Genomic DNA, 26,913 nt, shown 5'->3' on the forward strand with positions numbered 1-26,913 from the left:
CCCGCTCGTCAGCTTCGCCGGAGGCGCCCTGTTCGGTTGCCAGGTGGGGACTGCGCCCGCCGCAGTGCTGTGCTTGCACGGATGGGGTCGCACGCATCGGGACTGGCTGGGTTGCGTCGACGGCCTCGATGCCATCGCGCTCGACCTGCCAGGCTTCGGTGCCAGCCCGGCCCCAGCACAAGCCGGCGGCGCCGCTGCATACGCCGACTTGGTGGAACCCATATTGGAGGACTGTGCAGCACGCGTCGTCGTGGTGGGGCACAGCTTCGGCGGCCGGATCGCCGCGGAGCTGGCGGTTCGCAGGCCCGATGTGGTTGCGGCACTGGTGCTGTGCGGCGTTCCGCTGCTGCGGCGCTGCGACCGCGCTGCAGCGAAGCCTCCCGTCGGCTACCGGCTCCTGCGCGGCCTGCATCGGCGCGGGATGCTCGGAGAGCACGCGATGGAGCGGGCGCGGCAGCGCTACGGCAGCGCCGACTACCGCGCTGCTGCAGGGGTCATGCGCTCGGTGCTCGTCGCTGCGGTCAACGAGAGCTACGAAACCCATCTGGCGCGCATCGCGCAGCCCGTCGAGCTGGTGTGGGGCCGCGACGACGACGCGGTGCCGGTGCAGACTGCGCATCGGGCATGCTCGATGCTGGCAGCTGCACGGCTGAGCGTGCTCGACGGAGTCGGCCACTTCGTGCCGACCGAGGCCCCGGACGCGCTCGCATCGACGATCCGGCAGCGGCTTGCCGAGTGCTCATAGACCAGTGCCGGTGAGACCCGCGCTCGTGAGACTGTGCTCGTGAGATTGCGTCCATGAGGCAGCGCTGATGAACCAGATCGTTCTGTGGAGTTCGGTGGCGGCGGGTGCGCTCGGCGCTTGCCGCTGGCTGCGCGTCGCTCAGCGCGAGCACTACGGCATCGGGCGCGCCTCACGCTTTGCACGGCGCTGGTGGCTGCTCGGCTGGCACAACCGCTCGCTGTCGCTGCTGGCAGTCGCCGGCGTCGTGCTGAGCGGGGCATTCTGGTGGGCGCCGGCGCTCACAGCGGCGGCGGTGGCGGCCGGTCCGCACGGTCTCGGCCTGCGCGGACGGACCGGCCCGCTGGCCTGGACACGACGGCTGGCGACGGTGGCAACGACGCTGGCAGTGCTGTGGGCGGTGCTGGTCGGCGTCGGGCTGCTGGTCGGGCTGGCATCACCGGTGGTCGCCGTGCTGCTGTTCGGCATGCCGCTATGGGTGGACGCCTCGCTGGCGCTGCTCGCACCGTTCGAAGCCGTGCTGTCGCGCCGCTGGGTGCGCCGGGCCCGCCAGCGCCTAGATCACGTGGATCCGGTGCGGGTGGCGGTGACAGGCTCATACGGCAAGACCACCATCAAGGGATACCTCCGCCAGCTGCTGGAGGACTCTCGTTCCGTGGTGGCCACGCCGGCCAGCTTCAACAACACCGCCGGCATCTGTCGCACCGTCAACGAGCACTTAGCGGCCGGCACCGAGGTGTTCATCGCCGAGATGGGCACCTTCGCCGCCGGGGAGATCGCGGCCATGACACGCTGGGTGCGCCCGTCGGTGTCGATACTGGCCTCGATTGGCCCCGTCCATCTCGAACGCTTCGGCAGCCTCGAGCGCATCGTGGCTGCCAAGACGGAGATCTTCGCCACAAGCAGGACGGCCATTCTCAATGTGGACGCGTACGGACTGGCAGCAGAAGCGGACCGTCTGGCGGCTTCAGGCCTACGCGTCATTCGGTGCTCGGCGCGCGATCCAAGCGCCGACGTGACCGTGCTCGCCGCCGGCACGGAGCCGGCTGCGCGTGCTGCGACCGCCGAGGCGCAGCTGCTGCTCGACAACTGCGACGGTCCCGACGACGGTGGCCTCGACGACCGCAGCGGCTCGCACATGCACACTCCCGCTGCTGCGACGGACGAGGCGGCCGGCACTGCGCCGCGTGTCACGTTGTTCGGCAGGACGATCGCCGCCGTGCCGCTCGGCGACGCGGCACCGGAGAACGTGGCGTGCGCCGTTGCCGCGGCATCGGTGCTGGGGGTGTCCGATGCCGACATCGCGGGTCGCCTCGCCGGACTGTCTGCGCCCGAGCATCGCCGCACTGCCGTGCGCAGCCCCAGCGGCGTCATGGTGATCGACGACACCTACAACTCCAACCCTGCCGGGGCACGCGCTGCGCTGTCGATGCTGTCCAGCACGGAGGCGGAGCGGCGAGTCGTGGTCACGCCGGGCATGGTCGAACTCGGACGCACGCAAGCGAGCGAGAACCGTCGCTTCGGCGAACTGGCCGCGCGGGTTGCCGACGACGTGCTCATCGTGGGCCGGACCAACCGGACGGCCCTGCTGGGCGGCGCAGCCAGCTGGGACGCTGCGACTGCGCGGCGCGCCACGCGAGGACGCTCCGCCCGCAGCCTCGTGCATGACCGCAGCACAGAGCGCGCCACGATCCGCTGCATGGAGGATCGCGAGGCGGCCGTTCGCTGGGTGCGCAAGCACTTGGGCGACGGTGACGCAGTGCTCTACGAGAACGATCTTCCCGACCACTATCCCTGAACGCATGCTGCCCACAGGAGCGCCGTCCATGAGTGCATCGTGGCTGCGCGCGCCGTCCGTGCGCATTCTGCCATCGGCACCCACCATCGCCGCGCACTCCCGCGGGTGCGCAATCCGCCCAGACGCGCCCCGGCCTTGCGCGTGCCGTTCTTGGGTATCCCGTGAGAACATGACAGGCGTGCTTGTGTGCCAACGTTCGCTCGTGAGATGCCAATGACTCGCGCCGGCGTGTGTTTCGGCGGCCCGTCGCCGGAGCACGACATCTCGGTTCTCACGGGACTGCAGGCGGTGCATGCGCTCACCGACGCCGGGCGCGACCCGGTGGCGCTGTACTGGTCGCCAGTCGGTGCCTGGCACGAAGTGCCTGCCGACATCGAGGCCTCCGCCTTCTCCCAAGGACTGCCGCGCTCGGCATCTGCCGTCGAGCTGACCACAGGCCCCAATGGCGGGTTCGTCCGCGCTGAACGACGCCGTCGCCCGGTGCCTGTGGATGTGGTGGTGAACTGCTGCCACGGCGGCCCTGGCGAGGACGGCGGCTTGTCGGCGTTGCTGGACCTCGCGGGGCTGCCCTACACCGGTCCCAAGCAGCACAGCGCCGCGCTCTGCATGGACAAGCTGGCGTTCGCGGGCACGGCGCAGGCAGCCGAACTCCACACGCTGCCGCTGTGGCTGCTCACCGAGCAGTTGCCCCGCGACGGCGCCATTGACGCGTTGGCGCAGGGACCGTTGATTGTCAAGCCGCGACACGGCGGATCTTCGATCGGCATCGAGATCGTGGCTGACCTCGCGACAGCGCGCGCGCTCGCGAAGTCATCACCGCTGCTGCGCGACGGTGCGGTGGTGCAGCGCTACCTCAGCGAGGTGGTCGACCTGAACGTCTCGGTGCGGACCTGGCCGCAGCTGCGACTGAGCGCCGTGGAGCGACCGCTGCGCGACGACAGTTCCATCTACGGCTACGACCAGAAGTACCTGACGGGTGGAGGCGGCATGGCGACTGCCCCCCGAGAGCTGCCGGCCAGCCTGCCGCCGCAGATCACCGAGGCGCTGCGCGATGCGGCGACTGCCGTGGCCGGTCTGGTGATGGCCCGGTCGGTCATGCGCATCGACTTCTTGTGGGACGGCGCGGATGATCCGAGCGGTTTGTGGCTGAACGAGATCAACCCGATCCCCGGCTCGTTGAGCTGGTACTTCTGGTCCCACGAGGGCGACAGCCTCGTTGATCTGCTGGACGATCTCATCGCTGAAGCACTGGCAGCGCCGGCTCGGCGCTTCGTGACCCACGGTGCCGACGGCGCTGCCCTGCGCTCCGTGGGGTCGATCGCCGCGAAGCTCGCGTGACGCTGCGCCGGGCGCTCATCGAGCCTGCGACATGGGTGGCGCTGTACCGGGCGCTCATCGGGTGTGCGCCTCGGGTGCTGCTGCGCCGGGCGCTCATCGGGCCCGCAAATCGGGTGCCGCTGCGTCGGGCGCTCATCGGGTGTGCGGCAGCAGTCGTGCTCTCGGCGGCATGCAGCGGTTCGGGGGACGCAGGCGCCGGCGGCGAGTCGGACCGCAGCAGCGACCTCACGATGTGCGAACGCGAGCGTTTGGCTGCTGCGTTGGGCTTGAGCGACCCGGCGGAGCTGTCGTTGCCGCTCGACCCTGGCGATGAGCCGCTCGCCGACATCGCACGGGATGTCTGCGCGCTGCGCAGCGACCCTCCCACGACGGGGGACGAGGCAGACGATGCGCAGTCGGACAATGTGCATTCGGACAGTGCGCCGTCAATCCGCCAGGTGCGCTCCCCCGCGCAGCAGCGCGACGTCACACTGCCCGCATCATTGGTGCGTGCGCCTGCGCTCTATGACCCCGACGACGCTCCGCCCGGCGACGATGCTGCACTGGACGAGTTGTGGACCCAGTGCGGGCAAGGCAGTGCCAGTGCCTGCAATTCGTTGCTGTTCACGTCGCCGGCGGGCAGCGACTACGAGGCGTTCGCCTTCAGTTGCGGAGGGCGCGAGAATCTGCACTGCAGCGTGCTGCTCGGCGACCGCGGTGCCGACGCCGGGCTGCTGGGCTTCGAGCTTGACCCCGACTCTGCCGCTCCGGGCACGATTCCCGACTTGGACCGCTGGTGGCGGGCTTGCGGCGGGGGCAGCAGCCGTGGGTGCGCGCAGCTGGTGCTGTCTGCGCCAGGAGGCTCGGTCTACGCCAGCTTCGGGTGGACCTGCGGCGGCCGCACCACCCGCGACTGCGCTTTGCTGGTAGGCGACGACGGCCCTCCGCCTGCGCTGGCCGGTCGTTCCCCTGAGAACCCGCCGCCCGGCGACGACAGCTACCTGGACCAGCTGTGGGACCGCTGCGGTGCCGCCGACGCTCTTGCGTGCCGCGACCTCGCCACCTTCGGCCCGCCGGGCAGCGACTACGAACGCTTCGCGCTGTCGTGCGGATGGAGAGCCGTGCGAGCCTGCGCCCGCCTCTTCGCAGAACTCGCCGCCGCCGAACCTGAGCCTTGAGCCAATACGAGGTCGGCAGTAGCGCTGCCGGCAAGTGGCGGCCCAGCTTCAGTACTGAGCCGATACGAAGTCGGACGCAATCGCGGCCAGCAAACGGCGGTCCGGCTTCGATGGGAGTGACGGCCATGATGGCCAGCGCTGCGCTCGACGCCCCGTGTGCTCGACACCCAAGAGGAAGCGCTTCGCGTGCTACGCGTCATCGTGCGCGGTGTTGCCGAACTGCCTTCTCGTCGTACTCGGTTGCTGCGGAAGTCTCATAACAGGACTGTGCTGCGCTGTGCCACTGTGCTGCGGGGTGAGCCCGCCGACACCAGTGCGTGGCCGACAGTGTCACACCCCCTCCCTACATTCACGTACATGACCAGCGACGGCGCCCATCGCTACGACTGTGATGCCGAGACGCGCAACACCAGTGAGCCTGCGCCCTCAAGCGGGCCAAGCGATACCGGGCGACCAAGCACGTCAGCCAGCAGCGGCACGCCGATGACCGTGTCACACCCCCTCCCTACGGTTGCTGCTATGTCGATCGGCGGCAACGATCCGGGTCTTGGCGGTGGCGGACGGCGTCATGGCATCCGTACCGCGGGCGTCGCTGCGCCGAGTGCACGAGCTGCTTCAGGTGCGCTGTCGGGTCGGTGGCTACGGGTGGACGTGCCCGCGTTGGATGCCGATGGCCTGCGGCTGCGGCTGGCCGAGATCGGTCGTGCCGAATCGCAGCTCGCCGCAGCCAAGGCGGACACGCTGAACGCGCTCGCCGCTCGTGAAGGCGAGGCCGCAGCAGGCCACACCGCTGCGCAGGCGCTTTCCGTGTCGGTTCGCTCGGCGCGCAGCGATGTCAAGACCGCCGCAGCGCTGAGCGAGCTGACGGCGACCCGTGACGGTCTGGTGTCGGGCGCAGTTCCTGCGGGGCATGCCCAGATGATCACCAGTGCCGCCGGCGACGTGCCGGTCAATGAGCAGTACTTGGTCGGGCGCGCCAAGCGCGAGAGCCATGACGAGTTCCGTCGCACGGTCGCCCGACACGTCGCTGACCGCAGCGGCGACGACGGTGCCTCGCTGCTCGAACGTCAGCGCAGTCAGCCTGCGGCACGGGTGTTCACCAACCGTGACACCGGCATGACCGTCGTGAACGGCCAGTTCGACCCGATCACCGGCGCCCGCATCGCCGCAGCCGTCGACGCCGCAACCAGCCGTATGTTCTGCAGTACAGACCCCAAGGCTAACGAAGGCCCCGAAGCTCAGGTGACTCCGGCTCAGCACACCGCTGACGCGATCGCCAAACTGATCTGCGAACCCGACGCAGCACGCCCTGCCGGCACCTCCTTGGTGCTCGTCGCCGACTACGACGCCGTGAACCAGCAGCTCGCCAACGCGAGGCTCGCGAACGGCACACCGGTGCCGATCTCCGAGATTGCCAAGATCGCCGTCGACGCAGGCATCCTCCCGACGATCTTCGACAAGGCCACCGGGGACCTGCGCATGGGCCGACGCCGCCGTTCAGCCAACGAACTGCAGCGCAGCGCGCTCGCAGTACGCGATCAAGGCTGCGTCGGCTGCGGCACAGCCCCGGAGCAGTGCAGCGCACATCACATCGTCGAATGGCAGCACGGAGGCAACACCGATCTCGACAACCTGGTGTCGGTCTGCCACCGCTGTCATCAGCACAACATCCACCAACACGGCTTCACCGTCGAACGCAACCCCAACACCGGCCGCTACCAGCTCCAGCCACCCGACATACCCCCACCAGACACAGTCCTACCCGAGAAACCGAAGCCAGCCAAACAGACATCAGCCGCACAGCCGGCCAAACGGGCATCAGCCGCGCGGCGGCCAAGCCCGGCAACTCCATCAACCGAGAGGCCGGCAACCAAGCAGCCGCCGCGCGAACCGCCCGCAGGGCCCCCAGCCAACACCGGCACAACCGCGGACGCTGCGAGCCGAGCGCCGCCCGCATGAACGAACGAACTGAGGCACCGAGCGAGAGGTCGGCAACCAAGCAGCCGCCGCGCGAACCGCCCGCAGGGCCCTCAGCCAACACCGGCACAACCGCGGACGCTGTGAGCCGAGCGCCGCCCGAGTGAGCATGGGTCGCGGCGCCCCCAAGCAATACCCAGGCCAACCAGAGCAGCGGGCGTGCAACTGAGCCCAGAGGAGCGCAGGAACAGCGATACCGCCAAGAAGCTCATTCTGCTCGCTGTCACTCAAGTACTGTCGGCTGCGTACTCCGCTCGGGCTTGTTCTTCGGGTACGTTCCGAGGCAGATACAAGAACACTGGAATACGCAGCTGGCTGAGCCGTTCTCGCAAGAGCGGACCGACGACAGTCCAACGCAGGCCGCCGTTCTCGCAGCCGAGCGCGGGCAGAGCAAGCGAAGTAATGTTCCATTCTTCGTAGTGTCGCTCAAGGTGGGCCAGACCGTTCTCGATATACTCGATTTTTGACCTGCCCCGCCAGTGCTGCTTCGTTGGGAAGTTGAGCACCCACGGCTCTGGCTGCACTTCAGGTGCCATTGGTTCGCCGGGATCGAAGAAGCTTCGTTGTTCGACAGTCTCAAGTGCGCCACTAGATTGCGGTGGAAACATGTACGGCTCACCGGGCTTCACTTCGCCATTGGTACATCGCCGCCGATAGTCACGGTACATCGCCGCAAAGCGCTCCTGTTCCCGAAACGCGAGCGCGACTCCCTTCCCCATCACACCGACGCAGTTGACCGTATTCACCAACGTCTGTACCCCAACGTGTTCACGATCAGCCGTGGAGACATCACCGTCGCAAATCAGCAGGATTCTACTGTCACTTGAATCTGCCGAGCATAACATTATGGATTTAGCGGAAAAAGAGCTGAGGTCGCTGGGGACCACAAACGATGTCTCGACCCAATTCCATATCTCGAACAGCTTGATACGTTGATCTGTCGTTGACATTGATCGCCGTAATATTCGAAGGCGCTATTGGCTTCGGTAGCAGCACTTCGGCCGCCATACGACGTTTGAGCTCCTTTTCGTTGTCTTCACCGAAGTCTCTCCACCACCCCCTGTGAAGAGTGCAATCTGGACAAACCTGAACAAAGTCGGTAGACACAGAATAGATCTTGGTACGCTCGCTCGCAGCATTCCCGTCACTCACAAGAGCATTGTGACGTTCAAACGTGTTCAAAGAAACCGATAAGATGCACACATCAAATCCATACTTACTAGTGACCTCATACAACATAGCATTTCTGGGATTGAAGTATAGACTAACGTACTGATCTAGTGGCCGCACAGGCTCGCCGTTCGACATCTTCGGGGTACGATTGGTGCGCTTACTTGGCACATCAGGGTTAGCGATCTGTTTTGGCTTGTACGGCTCAGCTAGACTACGACTCAGTATGCCTCGTTCGAATATTGAAGGCAAGTTGAGATAGTGGGTGATGTGGTACAGCTCACTAATGTCGGACATTCGCAAGCTCTTACAGGCTGGTATTCCGACAGGAATCTGTTGCACGATACAAGCTCGCTGTTGCCTCAATTTAGCAAGTGATCGATTGCCTAGAGCGGGTTGCGACGCTCTGGCCTGAGCGGCAGAGACTACCGTAGGCTCCGTTCGCTGTTGCGGTTCTACAACCCTAGATTTCAGTCTGTTACGAGCGACTTTGCCCCGAACATTGTCCGCTTGTTGGGTGTTCATGCTGGACGAGTGAGTTTTGACACTGATGCCCAGCGAGGCGCATGTGTCGAGCAACTCTCTGAGCGATATGCCCAACTCTTTGGATAGCTCGTGAACTCCGACCTTCTTGGGCACGCAGTGGCTCCTGCTGTCAGCAGCCATCTACGTTAGGCCGTCGGACACATCGTGCGAGAGCCCGGCGCAGTCGGCAGCGCATCTCTGTATCGCAGTCGTTCGGGTGCATCGTGGGCCGCGGGCATTCTCGCCAGGGTGCTGGCGCAGCTTGGCATGGACGCACCAGCACGCTGCGCCCCAGCTCCGGCGGGCCGGCGAGCATGTCGGCAGTCACGCGTCTCATGCGCGCCGCATAGTAGCGCGCGGCATCAGCGCGGGCTGCGTGCGGTGGGGCTGAGCGCGCATCGGGGGCTCGTTGGGGATAAACAACACGCCGTGATTGCCGAGGCCCTGGCACCCAAGCGCATCGCCATCACGGGTGCCACCGGTTTTCTGGGCACGGCGCTCGTGGAGCGGCTGCTGCGCTGCGTGCCTGACTGCGAGCTGGTGCTGCTAGTACGACCGGGCCGCCGCGGCGACCCAGACCGCCGAGTGCAGCGCGAGGTCCTGCGCAACGAGGCATTCGAGCGGCTCCGTGCAGCGTGGGACAGCGACTTCGACGACATCTGCAACCGGCGAATCACCACCGTGCCAGGTGATGTCGGCATCGACGGGCTCGGGCTCGCCCCAGCCGATCTCACGCTGCTGTGCAGCTGCGACGTCATCATCCACGCCGCCGCCACCGTCAGCTTCGACAGCCCACTCGACACATCGATCGAGACCAACCTGCTGGGACCGAATCGCCTGCTCGAGGCCTGCCAGCGCGAAGGCACCGCCCCGCACTTCATCGCCGTGTCGACCTGCTACGTGGCCGGGAACCGGCGGGGCTCAGCGGCCGAAGCCTTCCTGGCGGACTCGCCCTTCTCGATGGATGTGGACTGGCGGGCCGAAGTAGCCGCTGCGCGGCGAGCACGCGCCGATCTCGACGCTGCCAGTCGATCCCCGCAACGGCTCAGCCGCCTGCATCGAGCAGCTCGCGAAGAACTCGGCGCCGCCGGCCTGCCGCTGCTCGCCGCCAAGACCGAGCAACTGCGGCTGGAGTGGGTGGATGCCGAGATGGTGCTCGCAGGCCGCAGCCGCGCCACCTCGCTGGGCTGGCCCGACGTCTATACCTACTCGAAAGCGCTCGGCGAGCAAGCGCTGGTGGAGCTGCGGGGCGACGTGCCGGTCTCCATCGTTCGCCCGTCCATTATCGAATCGGCGCTCGCCGAACCCTCACCAGGCTGGATCCGCGGATTCCGCATGGCCGAGCCACTGTTCGTGTCCTTCGCGAAAGGCGAACTCGACACCTTCCCGGGCTACCCCGAGGGCATCATCGACGTGATCCCGGTCGACATGGTCGCAGCCGCGATCATCGCGGTCGCAGCACGGGGGCCGGTGCCCGAGCCGGAGATCTTCCAAGTGGCATCGGGCGCAGTCAACCCGCTGCGCTTCAAGGTGCTCACCGAGACGACCATGCAGTGGTTCCAGGACCATCCCGTCTACGACGCCAAAGGTCATCCCACCGCCAGCACCCAATGGCGCTTCGCCGGTGCCAGCGGCCTCGAAGAACAACTCGATCGAGCCATGACGCTGTTCGACGCAGCCGAGAAGGTCGTGCATCGCCTGCCGATACGCGGCCGCAACGAGGTCACCGTCCGGCTCGCAAAGCGGCGGGCCAGCCTCGAGCAGATGCGCGACTACGTACTGCTCTACGGCGCCTACGGCAGGTGCGAAGCACTGTACGAAATCGACCGCACAACGCAACTGTGGGAGTCGCTGCCGCAAGCCGACCGAGACACGTTCGGCTTCGATCCCCGCGTCATCGACTGGGCCTCCTACATCGCGGAAGTACACCTGCCGTCGGTCATCACCCAAGCACGCGTCAAGACCACGCCGCAACCCCGAACCGGGCCGAGCCGCAACGAGCGACTGCGGTCCGCCGTGCTGGACCCCAAGCGCCACTTCGCAGCGTTCGATCTGGAGAACACCCTGATCGCCAGCAACGTCGTCGAGACCTACGCCTGGCTGGCGACCCGACGGCTCGACACTCCCCAGCGGGTGCGCTTCGCCCTGCGCACCCTCGCAGAAGCACCCGGGCTGTGGCGACGGGACCGCCGCGACCGCACCGACTTCCTGCGCTACTTCTACCGGCGCTACAAGGGGGCACCGGTCAGCCGACTCGACGCCGACGCCGCAGAGATGCTCAGCTACCTGTTCTTGACCAAGGCATTCCCCGCGGGGCTTCGACGAGTCCGTGAGCACCGAGCAGCCGGCCATCGCACGGTGCTGATCACCGGCGCGCTCGAGTTGGCCGTGCAGCCGCTGGCACCGCTGTTCGACCACATCATCGCGGCCCGCATCGACAGCCGAAACGGGCGTTATACCGGCGAGATGATCGACGTGCCGCCCACCGGCGAGGTGCGCGCCCAAGTGATGGTCGACTGGGCCGCCCGAGAGGGTCTTGAACTGGCCCAAGGCGTGGCTTATGCCGACGCGGCCTCGGACATGCCAATGCTGGAGGCGGTGGGCTATCCGGTCGCCGTCAATCCCGAGACCCGGCTCGTGACCATCGCCGACAAGCGGGGGTGGCTGTGCGAGAACTGGGAACGCGCTCCTGGCGGTCCCAGGCCGCTGCTGCCGATTGCCCCGCCGTCCCGTGCGCGCGCCAAGTTCGACCGCAGAGTCCCCCGGCGCAGACAGCCGCACCGCACAGATGCCGGTCGCAGAGATTCCGGCACCGCAGACCCGCGGCACCTCTCGCGCCGAGCCCGAGCCGGCGCTGCCACCAGCGGCAGGCCGACTGGGCCGACCGGGCCACACCTGCCATGACGGCGTCGCGTGGCTGCCGTGACTGCACTATGACTTCGCAGTGCACTCTGACTTCGCCGCGACTGCACTATGACTTCAGAGTGACTGCACCATGACTGCCCGCAGAGGCCTCGTACTGGAGGTCGACCGCACGACTCCGCCGATTCTCTTCCACCACGGCGAAGGACTCCGGTTGGAGAAGCTGCCGATCGGCAGCCGCGTCGTGTACCCCAACGAGCCGCTGGAACCAGTGCGCGATCCCGAACTGGCCATCAGCGAGGCTCTGGCGAATCCGCTGGGAGACCGCGAGCCGCTCGCCTCCTACATGCGACCAGGCATGAAGCTGACGATTGCTTTCGACGACGTCTCCTTGCCGCTGCCGCCGATGGTCGCCCCCGACATCCGCGGCCGAATCATCGAGCAGGTGCTGGACCTGGCCGCCGCAGCCGGCATCGACGACGTCGAGTTGATTGCTGCGCTGGCGCTGCATCGCCGCATGACCGAGGCGGAGCTGCGACACGCGGTCGGCGATCGCGTCTACGACGCCTTCGCCCCCCACGGCCAGCTCTACAACTTCGACGCCGAGGACCCCGACGCGCTCACCCATCTGGGCACCACCGAAGCCGGCGAGGAAGCAATCATCTCCAAGCGGGCCGCAGAGTCGGATCTGCTGGTGTACGTCAACATCAACCTGGTGTCGATGGACGGCGGCCACAAGAGCGTCGCCACCGGGCTGTCGCCGTACACCGCGCTGCGCCACCACCACAACGTCCACACGATGCGCCATTCGACGTCGTTCATGGACCCGGAGCACTCCGAGCTGCACACCCGCAACTGGCGTCAAGGTCGCCTGCTGGCCGAAGCGGGCGTCAAGGTGTTCCAGATCGAGACGACGCTCAACAATGACACGTTTCCCGCCCAGTACGGCTTCCTGCAGCGCCGCGAGTGGGAGATGACCGCACGTGACCGGATGATGCTGATGGGAACCAAGACGGCGCTGGACCTGATGTCGCGCCGCCAGGCCCGACGCATCTTCCACGGCATCCGAGCGCCGTACGGACTGACTTCGGTGCAGGCAGGCGAGGTTGAAGCGGTTCACCGCCAGACGCTGGAGCACGTCTACCGCCAACATCTCGTGCGGGTAGAAGGCCAAACCGACGTGCTGACGATGGGTCTGCCCTATCTGTGCCCCTACAACGTCAACTCGATCATGAATCCGATCCTGGTGGCCTGCCTCGGCCTCGGGTACTTCTTCAACATGTACCGGGGCCGCCCGCTGGTGCGGCGCGGCGGCGTTGTGATCATGACGCACCCCACTCCGTGGGAGTTCCACCCCGTACATCACCCCAGCTACATCGACTTCTTCGAAGAGGTGCTTGCCGACAGCACCGATCCAGCCGTCATCGAGAATCGGTACGAGCGGCGCTATGCGGAAGACGAGTGGTATCGGCACCTGTACCGCACGTCATACGCTTACCACGGCGTACATCCGCTCTACATGTGGTACTGGTGTGCGCACGCGCTCGAGCATGTGGGCGGGGTGATCATCGTGGGCGGCGACAGCGCGGCGGTGGCTCGCCTGGGATTCCGGTGCGCTACCACGTTGCGTGACGCGCTCGAGATGGCGACCGACGTGGTAGGACGCGACCCGTCGATCACCCATATTCACAATCCGCCGATGCTGATGGCCGACGTAGTCTGAGCAAATGGCTGAGCAGATGGCTGGACAGAAGTCTGGGCAGCGGGAGCTGTCGCATCTGAGCACCAAGCGCAGCCGGCGCAAGCGAGCCTCGGTGACGCGCATCCTGCGCGGCGCCGAATTCCCGCTGCGGGCTGCTGTTGCCCCCCGTGGTCATGCACCGCTGCCGACTCACTGCGGGCCGAACTACGACACCGATTGGGCCCGGCGCTTCCCGGCCAGGGTTGCACGACGGGCGGCGCGCGACACGGTGGCGCGCGCGCTCGTGCGCTACTACGCCCAGCCCACGATCAAAGGGGTCGATCGTCTCAGCGAACTCGAAGGGCCGGCGGTGTTCGCCGCCAATCACCAGAGTCACGCCGATACTGCGGTGATCATCACCTCGATCCCTGAGCCGTGGTGCAATCGACTCGTGGTCGGCGCCGCAGCCGACTACTTCTTCGGCAATCGAGTGACCTCGACCATCTCCGCGCTGTTCGTCGGCGCCATTCCCATCGAGCGCACCGCACTCAACCGCCGCACGATCGACAAGGCCGTCGCGCTGCTGCGCAATGGCTGGAGTCTGGTGATCTACCCGGAGGGAGGCCGGTCCCGCGACGGTTGGGGCCAGCAGTTCCGCCCCGGCGCGGCATTCTTGGCCAAACGAGCCGGCGTGCCGGTGGTGCCAGTACACATCCGAGGCACCTTCGACATTCTGCGCAAGGGCCGTGCCTGGCCCAAGCGAGCCAGCGCCGTGGTCAACTTCGGCCGTCCGCTGAGCTTCGGTGCGGAGGAGAACAATCGACGCTTCACGCACCGGCTGCAAGCCGCAGTGGAGAGTCTCGCCGACGAGACCGCCACGGGGAACTGGTTCGCTGCTCGGCGGCGCTTGCACAGTGCCGACAGCCCCGACCTCAAGGGTCCTGCGGTGTCGGCTTGGCGCCGCCGCTGGGCGCTGACCGAGCCCGCATCGTCGGACCGTGCCGCAGGGCGATCAGCCGCCAAGCATCGCTGGCCCTTCGTGTAGCGCTGCACGCAGCACCAAACAGCAAGCAAACAGGCAGCACCAAGCAGCCCCGTGTACCAAGCAGCCCAAGGTGTTGCGTGAACAGCCACCTGTTCAGCCGGACGCAGGCGTCGTCTGCCTCACCGATTCGCGGTGCTCTGCCGGGGCGCTCGTATCGTTCGGATCGTGTGGTTTGGATCGTGATGACGGCCTCAGCTCACATCACGTCAGCCCGCGGCACCCCGTCTCACGGCACCTTGGAACTCGCCATGTCGGATCTCGCTGCCGACGGAAACCGGTCAGACGGACTGCTGGCGGTCGGACGCGCTGCAACAGGTCAGCCAGCAGCCGGACTGTTGGACACCAGACTGTTGGACACCAGACTGTTGGACACCGAACTGTTAGACACCGGACTGTTGGACAATCGCACCGAAGTTCCGCCGGACAGCGAGATTGGCAGACCACCGGCAACCGGCAGTCAGCAGTCGGCAGCCAGCTCGGGACGGCTGGCATCGCAGCCCCGCTGGCAGAGTTGCCGCTGGGCGATCGCAACGGTGATCTTCGGGTTGACGAGCTTGGTGTCCACCGGAGCGCTCGGGGCGTCGATCTCGGCACCGGAAGCCACGGCCGAACAGCCGATGATCGCACCGTCGGCACCTCAGGCGACCGTCGACGAACCCCAGTCGCGTTGGCGCGATCCGACGCCCGCAGTTCCCGCGGGTGCGCAAGCGCTGACATTCCCGCACTTCACCGGTCCGGAATTCAACGCACTGTTCACTACGGCGACACTGGCCAACCTGCTGCCGATCTCGGCCCTGCCGACGATCACCGATTCGGCCGAGCTGGACGCGCGCATCCGCGCCGTGGCCACCGAACGCGGCTACCAGCGTCGGCCCCTGCCCGCCGACAACGCGCAGATGTTGCTCATCGACGACGGGCTTGCGCTGCAGCGACCCGCTGCCGCAGCGTGGCGAGCACTGCGCCAAGACGCCGCCGACCACGGCTTCGCGCTGAGGCTTGACTCGGCCTACCGGGGCCATGAGTACCAGCGCCAAGTGTTCCTGCGGCCGCTGCGGGCGCCGTATGTGCTCGGCGACCTCGCAGAACGGCTCAAGCTGTCGGCACCGCCCGGCTACTCCAAGCACCACACGGGCTATGCGATCGACATCGGCCAAGTCGGCTATCGCCACTTCGGCAGCTCTCCTGCCTATCGGTGGCTGTCGGACGACAACTTCGCCAACGCCAAGCGGCATGGCTGGATTCCGAGCTACCCGCCCGACGGGGGCCGGCAAGGCCCGGTGCCCGAGCCGTGGGAGTTCACCTACGTCGGCGTAGAGGCGATCCTGTGCTTCCACCAACCGCTCCGCACCCTAGATGCACTGTGCGCAGGCTGACCGTGACCGCCGGCTGCCCGTCACCGCCGGCTGCGCGCTATGCGCAGCTGCGCTGTCAGAGTTACTTGGCCGAATTACTTGGCCGCAGTGCCGCAGTAACGTGACCCCGATGACCATGTGGCCACGATGACGTCTGCTGCGACTCGTACTGCGGAGCGACGCGAAGTCGATCCCGACCGCCTGAAGCAATTCTCGTTCCAGGTATGGACCTACAAGAAGGGCGAGATGGTGTCGGCGCTGCTGCACATCGGCGACCAGCTGGGATTGTTCGCGGCCCTCGCCGCAGCGCAGCCCGCCACGAGCCATGATCTCGCGGCGGCGACCGAGCTTTCCGAGCGGCTGGTGCGGGAGTGGCTGTACGGCGTCGCGGCGGGCGGCCTCGTCGAGCATCACGACGGTGCCTTCACGATGTCGCCGGAAGCCGAGGCGCTGCTGGTCGACGAAGAGGGTTCGCTGCATTTTGCCATGGGCGCATTTCGTGGAGGGCTCGGCGACGACGCGCTGGAGTTGATCCTGGAGTCGTTCCGCACCGGCATCGGGATGACCTACGAGCAGCAGGGTCCCCGTGCGGCTGCCGGGTTGGCACGCACCACCGGGCCCTTCAGCCGCCAGAACCTCACCTCGGTCATCCTGAGCGGTCTCGACAGCGTGACAGCCAAGCTGGAACGGGGCGCCAAGGTGCTCGACGTTGGCTGTGGCGCCGGCGTGTCGGCATGCCTGATCGCACAGGAGTGGCCGAATGCCGAAGTCGTGGGTCTCGATCCGTCGGGCACCGCCGTGCGCCAAGCACAGGAGCGAGCCCAGAGCCACGGCTTGGCGAACGCCACCTTCGTCGAGGCCGCTGCCGCCGAGGTGCCTGCCACCGGTGATGTAGACTTAGCACTCGCCTTCGACTGCCTCCACGACATGCCCCGACCGGACGTGGCGCTGCGAGCGATCCGGGCCGCGCTGGACGGCGACGGCACGCTGCTCATCAAGGACATCCGTTCGAAGGGCGACTTCGAGCTGGACCGACGAAATCCGATGCTGGCAATGTTCTACGGCTTCTCGGTGACGAGCTGCCTGCAGTCCGCGCTGAGCGAGCCCGACGGCATGGGACTGGGAACGCTGGGTCTGCATCCGCAGGTAGCGCGGGAGATGACTACGGCCGCCGGCTTCACACGCTTCGCCGAGCACGATTTCAACGACGCCGCGAACCTCTACTACGAAGTTCGGCCTTGAGGTCCGGGCCGGAAGTCCGGGCCGTAGTTTGGAGGGCAAGCAAGGCAACCGAGTTACTGGCAACGACAGAGAAACACGGGAGGGCGAATGGCCGTTCACGCGAGCACGCCGATCGAGCTGATCGAAGCGGTATACGCCGGCTTGGCGGGTGCCGTGACACACGGCCGCGACCAACTCGGACGCGCGCTCACCTTGTCCGAGAAGATCCTCATCGCGCACCTCTCCCACCGTCGCCAAGAACTCGTGACGGGCGTCTCCTACGTGGACCTCGCGCCCGACCGCGTCGCCATGCAGGACGCCACGGCGCAGATGGCGTGGCTGCAGTTCATGACGGCGGGGCTGGACGAGGTGGCGGTGCCTACCACGACGCACTGCGACCATCTCATCGAAGCCCGCGAAGACGGCAAGCGCGACCTGCTCGCAGCGGCCGACAGCAACGAAGAGGTCTACGATTTTCTCGAGAGCGTGTGCGCTCGCTACGGCGCGGGCTTCTGGAAGCCGGGCAGCGGGATCATCCACCAGGTCGTGCTCGAGCAGTACGCATTTCCTGGCGGCATGATGATCGGGACCGACAGTCACACGCCGAACGCTGGCGGGCTGGGCATGCTGGCAGTCGGCGTGGGCGGCGCCGACGCCGTCGATGTGATGACCGGCTTCGCGTGGAACGTGCGCTGGCCGCAGATCATCGGCGTGCGCCTCACCGGCGAGCTGAGCGGCTGGAGCGCCCCCAAAGACGTGATCTTGAAGGTGGCGGAGATCCTCACCGTGTCCGGCGGCACCGGCGCGATCGTGGAGTACTTCGGCCCAGGAGCGGAGTCGCTGAGCGCTACCGGCAAGGCAACCATCTGCAACATGGGTGCCGAGATCGGCGCCACGACCTCGCTGTTCGGCTACGACGCAGCGATGGCCCGGTACCTGTCGGCCACCGGCCGCGCGGAGGTCGCCGCTGCTGCCGACGCCGTCGCTGAGCACCTGCGGCCCGACGACGAAGCCATGGCCGACCCCGCTGCGCACTACGACCGGGTCATCGAGCTGGACCTGTCGCAGCTGCGGCCCCACATCAACGGCCCGCACACCCCCGATCGTGCCCGCGAGGTGCCCGCGCTGGGCGCGGAGGCTCGGGACGAAGGATGGCCGCTGCGCATCAGCGCGGCGCTCATCGGCAGCTGCACCAACTCCAGCTACGAGGACATCACCCGTGCCGCCGGGATCGCCCGGGATGCGGCAGCGAAGGGTCTGCGGGCGCGAACTCAACTGCTGGTGACCCCTGGCTCGGAGCAGATACGCGCCACGATCGAGCGCGACGGGCTGCTCGGCGACTTCGAGGCACTGGGGGCGGTGGTTCTGGCCAACGCCTGCGGGCCGTGCATCGGCCAGTGGGACCGCTCCGGTGACGAGAACTACGTGGCGGGCCAGCCGAACGTGATCGTCACGTCCTACAACCGCAACTTCCCCAAGCGCAACGACGGCGACGCCGCGACACTGGCATTCGTCACCTCGCCCGAGACCGTGATGGCGCTGGCGCTGGCCGGCACGCTCGACTTCGATCCGGTCGACGGCGTGCTGCACACCGATGCGGGAGAACCGGTCACACTGCCGACGCCGGTGGGTGTAGAGCTGCCGCCGGACGGCTTCGACCCGGGCCGCAGCGGATTCGTGGCCCCGCCGACGGATCGTCGCAGCGTTGACGTGCGGGTCTCGCCGACGTCGAGCCGCCTGCAGTTGCTCGAGCCCTTCGAGGCCTGGGACGGCAATGACTACCACCGCCTGGCCGTGCTGGTCAAGGCGAAGGGCAAATTCACCACGGACCACATCTCGATGGCCGGTCCGTGGCTTCGCTACCGGGGGCATCTCGAGAACATCTCCGGGAACCTGTACCTCGGCGCTGTGAACGCCTTCGACGGCTACGACGTCGGGCACGGCAAGAACCAGCTGACCGGCCAGACCCAGCCGTTCCCGCAGATTGCCGAGGCCTATCACGCTGCCGGCGTGAACTGGGTGGTGATCGGCGACCAGAACATGGGCGAAGGCTCAAGCCGCGAGCACGCCGCCATGGAACCTCGCTTCCGGGGCGGCCTGGTTGCGCTGTGCCGCAGTTTCGCGCGCATACACGAGACCAATCTCAAGAAACAGGGCATGCTGCCGCTCACCTTTGCGGCGCCTGCCGACTACGACCGCATCGACGAGGACGACCGGCTCTCGTTCCTCGGGCTCGCGGAGCTGGCACCCGGGCAGCCCGTCGAGGTGGAAGTACACAAGCCGTCGGGAGACACGATCTCGTTCGAGGCCCGCCACACCTTCAGCGACGACCAGCTCGAGTGGTTCAAGGCGGGCGCCGCGCTCAACATCATCCGACAGAGGCGCTGACCGGGGCGCGCCGAGCAGGCAGTGCTGAGCAGGCCGCTCTGAGCAGACAGCGCGGAGCAAGCGACGCAGGCAATGCCATGCTCGTCGGCGCCAGCCATGGTCGTCGAAGCCAAAGTAGTCCAGCACGCGAGGGAGCCGGCCCGTTCATTGGGCCGGCTCCTTCGCAAAGGTCGCTCGGCGTGGGGTACGCTTCGACCTGTTGCCGGCCGGAGAGGGGGGACTCCGAACCGGCAATCGCCCGCCTGGGTGGGGGGACACCGTGCGGCGGTGCGATATGTGGAGCGGCTTGGGGTGACCGCTCAATGATCAAGCTACCCAGCCTCCCGCTATCTGACCGGCAGTTAGCACAGATAATCTCAATCTCTTTGAGCGATGGATTAGAGTCGGCACTGCTAGTGTGGGCCTGATGGATTTGAAGTATCTCGACGCGCTCGCGGCAGTGGCCGCGCACGGCCGATTCTCCGCAGCGGCGCGTGCGCTGCACACGGTGCAGTCGAACGTGTCCAGCCATGTCGCCAAGCTCGAGCAGGAGCTGGGCGCTGTGCTCGTGGATCGCGCAGTCGGGTCGTTGACACCCGAGGGCGAAGTGGTGCTCGCGCGCACCAAGCGCATCAACGGCGAGATCGCCGCCATGCGCGCCGACGTGGCGTCCATGACCTCGCACGTGACCGGCGACGTGCATCTGGGCATCATCGGCACGCCCGGACGCTGGCTGCTGCCGCCGTTCTTGGACGAACTCCGGCGACGGCACCCAGACGTCGACGCAACCGTCGTCGACTCGACCACGCTGGCGCTCACTCGCCTGCTCGGAGGCGGCGAACTCGATCTCGCGGTAGTGAACGCCCCGCTCGAGCACGAGGAACTGGTGGCGACCCCGCTGTTCACCGAAGAGTTCGTCGTCATCGCGCCCGCCGGCCACGAGCTCGCAGCGCTCGGCGACAGGGAAGTACACTTCGCCGAACTCGAGCAGCACGAGCTGCTGCTCGGGCCGCCCGGCTCGGTCATGCGTGCGCTCATCGACACGGCAGCGGCCCGACAGCGCGTGACGCTGCGAACCATGGCGCAGCTCGACGGGATCCGGCTGACCGCCACGCTGGCCTTCCAAGGCTACGGCCCCGCGATTGTGCCCATCACGTCGATCCCGGCTTGGACCGAGCGGGGCGACTGGAGCGTGCTGACCGTTGCCGATCTGCCTCCTCGCCGGGTTGCGCTGGCAAGCCGTCGACGCGGCATGCTGTCTGCGCCGGCTGCCGCCGCGCGCGACATCCTTCGCACGGTGATACAGCGCGTGTCGCGCCGCATCCCAGGAGTCACAGCTGCGTAAGCCGGCGATCCCGAACTGCTTAGGCCGGAGACGCCGGAAAAGTCGGCCCATGACTCCCCCGCACGAGCCATAACCTCCTAGCAGTGGACCTGCAGCTGCGCGCCGGCGCGCACGGGCACGTCACTGCCGGCATCGCCACCATCGGGGAGCGGGCAGCCATGCTCATCTCCGCCGACAGTGCCCACCGGCGCGGTGCCCTGTCGCCTGCCGACAGCGAGACCATCGTCGCCGGCCTGCAAGCTGCGCTCGCCAAGCGGCTGCCGGTCGTGCTCATGCTGTCGTCCAGCGGCGCGGACGCGCACCACGGCGTCGCTGCACTGCACGGATGGGGTGAGGCCGCTCGCGTGCTCGTGCAGTGCTCGGGCGTGGTCCCGGTCGTGGCCGGTGTGCAGGGACAGGCCATCTCGGGCATCGCCCTGCTGATCGGACTGGCCGATGCCGTGGTGATGTCGGACGACGCATGCGCGTTCGTCAGCGGACCAGTTCCGGTGCGCGAGATGACCGGCGTGGCCATCGGGCCGCACGAGCTGGGCGGTGCCCCGATACATGCCACCGCCTCGGGTACTGCATCGGCGGTCACCCACGCCGATGCGGTGCTCGACAAGCTCACCGAAATTCTGAGCTATCTGCCGTCGCACTGCGACGAGCTGCCGCCGCGTATCAGCACGAGTGATCCGCGTGGACGTCCGACTCCACGCGCCGGCGAACTGCTGCCCGGCACGCCGACGGGCGCCTATGACGTGCGCGACATCATCGTCGAGCTGGTCGACAACGGCTGGCTCACCGAGCTGCGGGCGCAATGGGCGCCGAATCTCGTCACGGGCTTCGCCTCGCTGGGCGGATGGTCGGTAGGTGTGCTGGCGAACCAGCCGATGAGCGTCGCCGGCACCCTGGACATCGCCGCCAGCCAGAAGGGCGCTCGCTTCGTCAATCTCTGCGATGCGTTCGGCCTGCCGCTGGTCACCTTGGTGGATACGCCAGGTTTCTACCCTGGCAAGGACTTGGAATGGCGCGGCATGATCCGCCACGGCGCTCAACTGGCCTTCGCCTACGCCCGCGCCACCGTGCCGCGGGTGGCGGTGGTGCTGCGCAAGTCCTACGGCGGTGCCTACATCGTGATGGACTCCAAGACGATGGGCAACGACGTGTACTTGGCGTGGCCCAGTGCAGAGCTGGCCGTCATGGGTGCCTCCCAAGCGGCCCAGATCCTCCGCCGCGGCGCCGATGCAAGCCAGCTCGCACAGTACGTCGCCGAGTACGAGGACACGTACCTGAACCCGTATGTCGCCGCGGAACGAGGCTACGTCGACGGCGTCATCGACCCCGCCGACACCCGTCGCGAGCTCATCGACACGCTCGGGATGCTGGCCACCAAGCGCGAACGGCTGCCGCGGCGTCGCCACGACAACGCCCCCCTGTAACCGGCGCGTGCCGTTCGGCGCGTGACCGTGGTGTCGCCGGTGCGTCACGCTGGCGCGCAGCCTGGCCGGACGGCCGAGATCATGCACCGCGTCGCGGCGACGCGTTGGGTACATTCGGCGGCATGAACAAGGGGGACGAATGACGCAGGACAGCTTCACGATCACCGACAACCGGACCGGCGACTCGGTGACCGTGCCGGTGGTCGACGGCACCATCTCCGCAACGGCACTGCGCGAGCTGGATCCGAGCCTGTGGTTCTACGACCCTGCCTATCTGTCCACGGCCAACTGCAACTCGAAGATCACCGAGATCGACGGGGACGGCGGCGTGCTGCGCTACCGCGGCTATCCCATCGAGCAGCTCGCCGAGCAGTCCAGCTTCCTCGAAGTCGCCTACCTGCTCATACACGGCGACCTGCCGACCGAAGCCGAAGCCGCCGAGTGGATTCATCAGATCACGTTCCACACCTACGTCCACGAGGACATCACGCGCTTCATCAAGGGCTTCCGCTATGACGCCCACCCGATGGGCACGCTGGTCTCGACCATCGCTGCGCTGTCCACCTTCTACCCCGAGGCGAAAGACATCGACGATCCCTACACCCGCCTGGTGCAGATCATCCGACTGATGGCCAAGATGCCCACGATGGCGGCATTCACCTACCGCAATCGAGTGGGCCTGCCCTACGAATACCCGGTCAACCACCTCAGCTACACGGCGAATTTCCTGCGGATGATGTGGAATGTGGCCGATCCCGACTACGAGCCCGACCCGACACTCACCAGAGCGCTGGACGTGCTGCTCATCCTGCACGCCGACCACGAGCAGAACTGCTCGACCACCACGATGCGAACAGTCGGCTCCAGCCGGGCCGATCCGTACTCGGCGGTGGCGGCGGCCACTTGCGGGCTGTACGGGCCACTCCATGGCGGAGCGAACGAGCAGGTCATACGGATGCTGCACCAGATCGGCAGCTTCGACAATGTCGCGGCCTACGTGGAACGAGCCAAGGCCGGCGAGGTTCTGCTGCAGGGATTCGGACATCGGGTGTACAAGAACTACGACCCGCGCGCCAAGATCATCAAAGAGACCGCTGACGCTGTGTTCAAGGTGACCGGCACGAACCCGCTGCTGGACATCGCGATGAAGCTCGAGGACGTTGCGCTCAGCGACTCGTACTTCAAGGATCGGCGGCTGTATCCGAATGTGGACTTCTACTCGGGTCTCATCTACGAGGCGATGGGCTTCCCGCTGGACATGTTCACCGTGCTGTTCGCTATCGGGCGCACGCCTGGGTGGCTGGCGCACTGGGTGGAGATGCTCGGCGATCCCGAACAGAAGATCTACCGGCCCCGCCAGAAGTACACCGGGCCAGCAATGCGCGACTACCTGCCGATCGACGTTCGCTAGCTGGCATCGCTCAGTCGGCGCTTGAGCAGGAGATGCTGTCGGCTGCGACGCATCTGCTGAACGCGCGGGGTGGGTGACAGCACAGCTGCGAGCGCGACTGTCGGCTGTGTCTCGTCCGGGCGGAGCGAGGGCAGGGGCCTCCAGCAACGTCTCGTCCGGGCGGAGCGAGGGCAGGGGCCTCCGTGCTCAAACAGCTGCGACGCATCTGTTGAACGCGCGGGGTGCGTGGCGTCGCAGAACTGCGCGCGGAGGCCCCTGCCCACACTCCGCCCTCACCGGTGACATCACTCGCCCCGCACAGCGGTCACCGGTCGGTCCTTAGCCGCTCCGCTGCCCATGCACCGCTGTGGCTGACATGGCCGCCGGCTCCGTGCTACAGATGCTGCTCGGTCGTTCACCGTTTCCTTGGCAACATTCCGCCCCCGCCGGAGAGATCAGGTGCCCCCCCAACAACTGGCACCGGTCGGCTGTTCGCTGCTTGAGTGCATTCTTTCCGCTATGGCTGGTGTGACCGTTCGCCCTAGGCGGTCGGGCTGTGTCTCGCGCCCATCGTGCTGCTCGCCGAAGCCGGTCCCATTGCGCTCCGCGTGCGGTGGGCTTGCTGCGGCGGCGGTGTGAGCTTGCTGGCGGTGCTGGGGGGGGTTATGGGGTGGTCCACCAGAAGACGCGGCGTATCGCGGACCAGCGTTTGCAGGTCTCCGAATAGGCCACGACGCTGACCCGCAGCCGATAACCGGCGCCTGCCGCATGGCCGGTGAGACTCACGGTGCGAGTGAGAGCGGGGCCGGCGGACTCGAAGGCGCCCGCCCCCACGCGTTCGCCGGTGGTCACATTGCGCACCTCATAGGCGTAACGGACGGTCTTCACCCAATGCGGCACACCCGCACGGGTGTACGCGCAACGCACATCACGCTGCACATCGGGCATGGCCGCGGGTTTCGTCCAGGTGACCGTCACCCGACCCGGCTTGCCGGTGTCCACTTTCAGTTCTCGCACCGGCATCGGGCTCATCAACGGACGCCTCGGCGGAACCGGCGGCCTGCCCGCCGCGGTCACAGCGAACGCGCGCGTCACCGGCAGCGAAAAACTCCAGCACACAGCACTGTACGCCAGCACCTCCGCGGTGTAGCTCATCCCGGGGTCAAGGCCGGTCACCAGCCAGCTCGTGGTGCCCGACAGCACCAGCGACTCCGCCACCACACGCCCCACACCCGACCCGCCGCCACGAAGCCGTTCTCGGACCCGCACCAGAAACCCCGACGCCTCACAAGCACCGCCCCCCGGCACCGACCACGACACCAACAGCACACCGCCGCCCGACACGACCCGCACCCCCGACGGCTGCCACGGCCTCCCAGACACCACCACACCACCAGAACCGCCGGAGCCGCCACCCCCGCCGCCGCCTGAACCGCCGCCGGAGCCTCCACCCGACGAAGACCGCGGCGGCGCCGTCGTCGTCGTGCTGGTCGTCGCAGCAGTCGTCGTAGTCGGCGATGTCGTAGTCGTAGTCGGCGCCGTGGTCGTCGTCGTAGTGGTGGTCGTCGGTGCCGTCGTCGTAGTCGTAGTTGGCGGTGTCGTAGTCGTGGTGGTTGTTGTGGTCGTCGTGGTGGTGGTGGTGGTCGTGGTGGTTGTTGTGGTGGTGGTGGGGACGGTGAACGACGCCCACGACGACACCGGCCCCAGCCCGCTCGCGTTACGCGCCCGAATCTGCAACCTCCACCTGCCCGCAGTGATCCCCGACGGCGGACTGAACGCCAACGACGTCGTCGAACTGCCCGAACCCGGCACATTCCTCCACGACGACTTCGTCCCCGCAGGAGTCCCCCACCGATACGCCCACCGAGTGATCGACGCATTGTTCGGATTCGTCCACGACGCATCGAACGTGTTCGTGCTGCCACGCCGACTGAACGACAACCCCGTCGGCTTCGCAGGCACCGGCACCGTCGTCGTCGTCGTCGACGACGTGGTCGTAGTAGTGGTCGTAGTAGTCGGCGGCGCCGTCGTAGTCGTAGTGGTCGTGGTCGTGGTCGTGGTGGTCGTTGTGGTTGTTGTCGTCGCCGGCGTCGTAGTCGTAGTGGTGGTAGTCGGCGGTGTCGTCGTAGTCGTAGTGCTGGTCGTCGTTGTCGTAGTCGTGGTGGTCGTTGATGTTGTGGTCGTAGTGGTGGTGGTGGTCGGGACGTTGTCGCCGTCGTCGTCCGCGATCAGCAGACGCGCCACGCCCCTCAAATCACCGACATAGGGATGCAGCACCAGATACTCGATCGCTGTCTCCTGCGTGGTGTCCCCGCGCACGCCGAACGTCAAAGAGCCCTCCGTCTGCCCCTCAGCAATCGTGATCTTGTCCCCGTTCGGCCAACAGACATCCGCATCGGCGGGCTCCGGCGCCGAGCACGACGTCGCCGGCGTGTAATTGGAGTTCCACTTCGCGGTCGCCGGCGCCGTCACCGACAGCCCCTGCATCGTCACCGTCGTGCCGCCCGCCGGTGCCGCAGCAGGCAGCGTCACCGACAACGTCACATCCGTCGTCCCCGAATTGCCTTCGGTCACCTTCGCCGGCGACACTGTCATCGTCATCACCGAACTCGCCGACTCTCCTGAGTCCAAAAAAGACTGCGGGCCCGGCCCGTTCGCGTTCACCGCCCGAATCTTGATGTACGTCTCGTTCGTGAACGACGCCGACAACAACGTCGCCTCCGTCGACGACGCATCCGTCCCCGGCAAGTCCTTCCAGTCCGTCGAACGAGTCGCCGAACCCCAAGTGGGACCGGTCGCATACTGATACTTCGTAATCGTGCTGTCCCCCGGATCATGCCAATACATCCCGAGCCCGCCCACCACACCGAACACCGAGAACCCGGCAGGCCTCGCCGGCAACGGATCATTCGCGCCGTCGTCGTCGGTGACGAGCAGGCGGGCATAGCCGCGCACATTGCCCGGCGTCGCATCCGCCCGCAAGATCAGATACTCCGTCGCGGCCTCCTGCACCGTGTCGGCCCTCACCTTGAACACCATCGACCCCGTCGTGTTGCCCTGCGCGATCGGGAACGACACCCCGTTCGGCCAGCACACATCAGCAGACGCCGGCGACGGCGCACTGCACGACGTCGAACCCGAAGTGTTCGTGTTCCACGTCACCTTGTCGCCGCCCCCCTCCACACGGCTCAACGTCACCGTCGCGCCACCCGACGGCGCCGCAGCCGGCAACGTCACCGAAACCGTCACATCAACCGTCCCCGAATCGCCCTCCGCCACCGTCGCAGGCGCCACCGACACCGTCAGCACCGATGTGGGCACCACCGTCGCACGAACATTAGTCGCCGCGCCCCCCACCGAACTGAACGCCCGGATCTTCATGCGCACCGTCCCCGACAGCCCCGACAGCGCCGCCGACGTCGACGACCCGTCCGTGTTAGGCAAGTCCAACCAGTTGTCCGAACCCGTCGCATACTGATACTTCGTAATGCTGCTGTCCCCAGGATCATCCCAAAACAACTG

General features: G+C 66.9%; 18 protein-coding genes. 15 read left to right on the forward strand and 3 right to left on the reverse strand.

The genetic code is table 11. The features are described from left to right. The first annotated feature begins 43 nt into the window (after nucleotides 1–43). The 5 genes from ACOGI4_RS11945 to ACOGI4_RS11965 all read left to right on the forward strand — a co-directional run bounded on the left by ACOGI4_RS11945 (nucleotide 44) and on the right by ACOGI4_RS11965 (nucleotide 6,994). The gene (locus ACOGI4_RS11945; protein ID WP_419841888.1) at nucleotides 44–745 is read left to right on the forward strand and encodes an alpha/beta fold hydrolase; all 702 of its coding nucleotides are present in this window, start codon (nucleotides 44–46) and stop codon (nucleotides 743–745) included. Between the two features lie 67 nt (nucleotides 746–812). Next, entirely contained in the window at nucleotides 813–2,540 is a 1,728-nt protein-coding gene (locus ACOGI4_RS11950; RefSeq protein ID WP_419841889.1) for a Mur ligase family protein, read from the forward strand. A gap of 207 nt (nucleotides 2,541–2,747) precedes the next feature. After that, the gene (locus ACOGI4_RS11955) at nucleotides 2,748–3,878 is read left to right on the forward strand and encodes a hypothetical protein (protein ID WP_419841890.1); all 1,131 of its coding nucleotides are present in this window, start codon (nucleotides 2,748–2,750) and stop codon (nucleotides 3,876–3,878) included. Continuing rightward, nucleotides 3,875–5,035 (forward strand): hypothetical protein, encoded by a 1,161-nt coding sequence (locus tag ACOGI4_RS11960; protein WP_419841891.1) that lies wholly within the window; start codon nucleotides 3,875–3,877, stop codon nucleotides 5,033–5,035. Before ACOGI4_RS11955 ends, ACOGI4_RS11960 begins: the two co-directional genes overlap by 4 nt. Nucleotides 5,036–5,554: 519 nt before the next feature. Further along, nucleotides 5,555–6,994 (forward strand): HNH endonuclease, encoded by a 1,440-nt coding sequence (locus ACOGI4_RS11965; protein ID WP_419841892.1) that lies wholly within the window; start codon nucleotides 5,555–5,557, stop codon nucleotides 6,992–6,994. Between the two features lie 245 nt (nucleotides 6,995–7,239). Here ACOGI4_RS11965 and ACOGI4_RS11970 read toward each other — a convergent pair whose 3' ends face one another. Together ACOGI4_RS11970 and ACOGI4_RS11975 are read right to left on the reverse strand one after the other, a co-directional pair. Next, a complete protein-coding gene (locus ACOGI4_RS11970) occupies nucleotides 7,240–7,758 on the reverse strand; it encodes a macro domain-containing protein (RefSeq protein WP_419841893.1) in 519 nt (172 codons plus the stop codon). Between the two features lie 106 nt (nucleotides 7,759–7,864). After that, the gene (locus tag ACOGI4_RS11975; RefSeq protein WP_419841894.1) at nucleotides 7,865–8,848 is read right to left on the reverse strand and encodes a translation initiation factor IF-2 N-terminal domain-containing protein; all 984 of its coding nucleotides are present in this window, start codon (nucleotides 8,846–8,848) and stop codon (nucleotides 7,865–7,867) included. Between the two features lie 288 nt (nucleotides 8,849–9,136). Here ACOGI4_RS11975 and ACOGI4_RS11980 point away from each other — a divergent pair, with 288 nt between their 5' ends. The 9 genes from ACOGI4_RS11980 (at nucleotide 9,137) to ACOGI4_RS12020 (ending at nucleotide 23,412) form a co-directional block, all read left to right on the forward strand. Beyond that, nucleotides 9,137–11,611, forward strand: a complete 2,475-nt coding sequence (locus tag ACOGI4_RS11980) for an HAD-IB family phosphatase (RefSeq protein WP_419841895.1) — start codon at nucleotides 9,137–9,139, stop codon at nucleotides 11,609–11,611. A gap of 91 nt (nucleotides 11,612–11,702) precedes the next feature. After that, nucleotides 11,703–13,292: a lactate racemase domain-containing protein gene (locus tag ACOGI4_RS11985; protein ID WP_419841896.1), complete on the forward strand. Its 1,590-nt coding sequence runs from the start codon at nucleotides 11,703–11,705 to the stop codon at nucleotides 13,290–13,292. 4 nt (nucleotides 13,293–13,296) lie between these two features. Next, nucleotides 13,297–14,295, forward strand: coding sequence for a lysophospholipid acyltransferase family protein (locus tag ACOGI4_RS11990; RefSeq protein ID WP_419841897.1), 999 nt, complete (start codon nucleotides 13,297–13,299; stop codon nucleotides 14,293–14,295). Nucleotides 14,296–14,462: 167 nt separating this feature from the next. Beyond that, nucleotides 14,463–15,668, forward strand: a complete 1,206-nt coding sequence (locus ACOGI4_RS11995; protein ID WP_419841898.1) for a D-alanyl-D-alanine carboxypeptidase family protein — start codon at nucleotides 14,463–14,465, stop codon at nucleotides 15,666–15,668. Between the two features lie 126 nt (nucleotides 15,669–15,794). Beyond that, nucleotides 15,795–16,889, forward strand: a complete 1,095-nt coding sequence (locus ACOGI4_RS12000; RefSeq protein ID WP_419841899.1) for a class I SAM-dependent methyltransferase — start codon at nucleotides 15,795–15,797, stop codon at nucleotides 16,887–16,889. An 87-nt stretch (nucleotides 16,890–16,976) separates the two neighbouring features. Further along, the gene (locus ACOGI4_RS12005; protein WP_419841900.1) at nucleotides 16,977–19,256 is read left to right on the forward strand and encodes an aconitate hydratase; all 2,280 of its coding nucleotides are present in this window, start codon (nucleotides 16,977–16,979) and stop codon (nucleotides 19,254–19,256) included. Nucleotides 19,257–19,662: 406 nt separating this feature from the next. After that, complete coding sequence (locus ACOGI4_RS12010) at nucleotides 19,663–20,580, forward strand: LysR family transcriptional regulator (RefSeq protein ID WP_419841901.1); 918 nt, start codon at nucleotides 19,663–19,665, stop codon at nucleotides 20,578–20,580. 83 nt (nucleotides 20,581–20,663) lie between these two features. After that, nucleotides 20,664–22,001: an acyl-CoA carboxylase subunit beta gene (locus ACOGI4_RS12015; RefSeq protein WP_419841902.1), complete on the forward strand. Its 1,338-nt coding sequence runs from the start codon at nucleotides 20,664–20,666 to the stop codon at nucleotides 21,999–22,001. A gap of 139 nt (nucleotides 22,002–22,140) precedes the next feature. Next, nucleotides 22,141–23,412 carry a citrate synthase gene (locus ACOGI4_RS12020; protein ID WP_419841903.1) on the forward strand — a complete coding sequence of 424 codons (1,272 nt, stop codon included), beginning with the start codon at nucleotides 22,141–22,143 and terminating at the stop codon, nucleotides 23,410–23,412. A 642-nt stretch (nucleotides 23,413–24,054) separates the two neighbouring features. Here the strand turns inward: ACOGI4_RS12020 and ACOGI4_RS12025 are convergent. Next, complete coding sequence (locus tag ACOGI4_RS12025) at nucleotides 24,055–26,418, reverse strand: hypothetical protein (RefSeq protein ID WP_419841904.1); 2,364 nt, start codon at nucleotides 26,416–26,418, stop codon at nucleotides 24,055–24,057. Between ACOGI4_RS12025 and ACOGI4_RS12030 the strand changes: the two genes are divergently transcribed. Further along, nucleotides 26,405–26,869, forward strand: coding sequence for a hypothetical protein (locus tag ACOGI4_RS12030; protein WP_419841905.1), 465 nt, complete (start codon nucleotides 26,405–26,407; stop codon nucleotides 26,867–26,869). The two genes, ACOGI4_RS12025 and ACOGI4_RS12030, sit on opposite strands and share 14 nt — an antisense overlap. Nucleotides 26,870–26,913 lie beyond the last annotated feature (44 nt).

This window comes from Candidatus Poriferisodalis sp., assembly GCF_965205175.1.
GTDB lineage: Bacteria > Actinomycetota > Acidimicrobiia > Acidimicrobiales > Poriferisodalaceae > Poriferisodalis.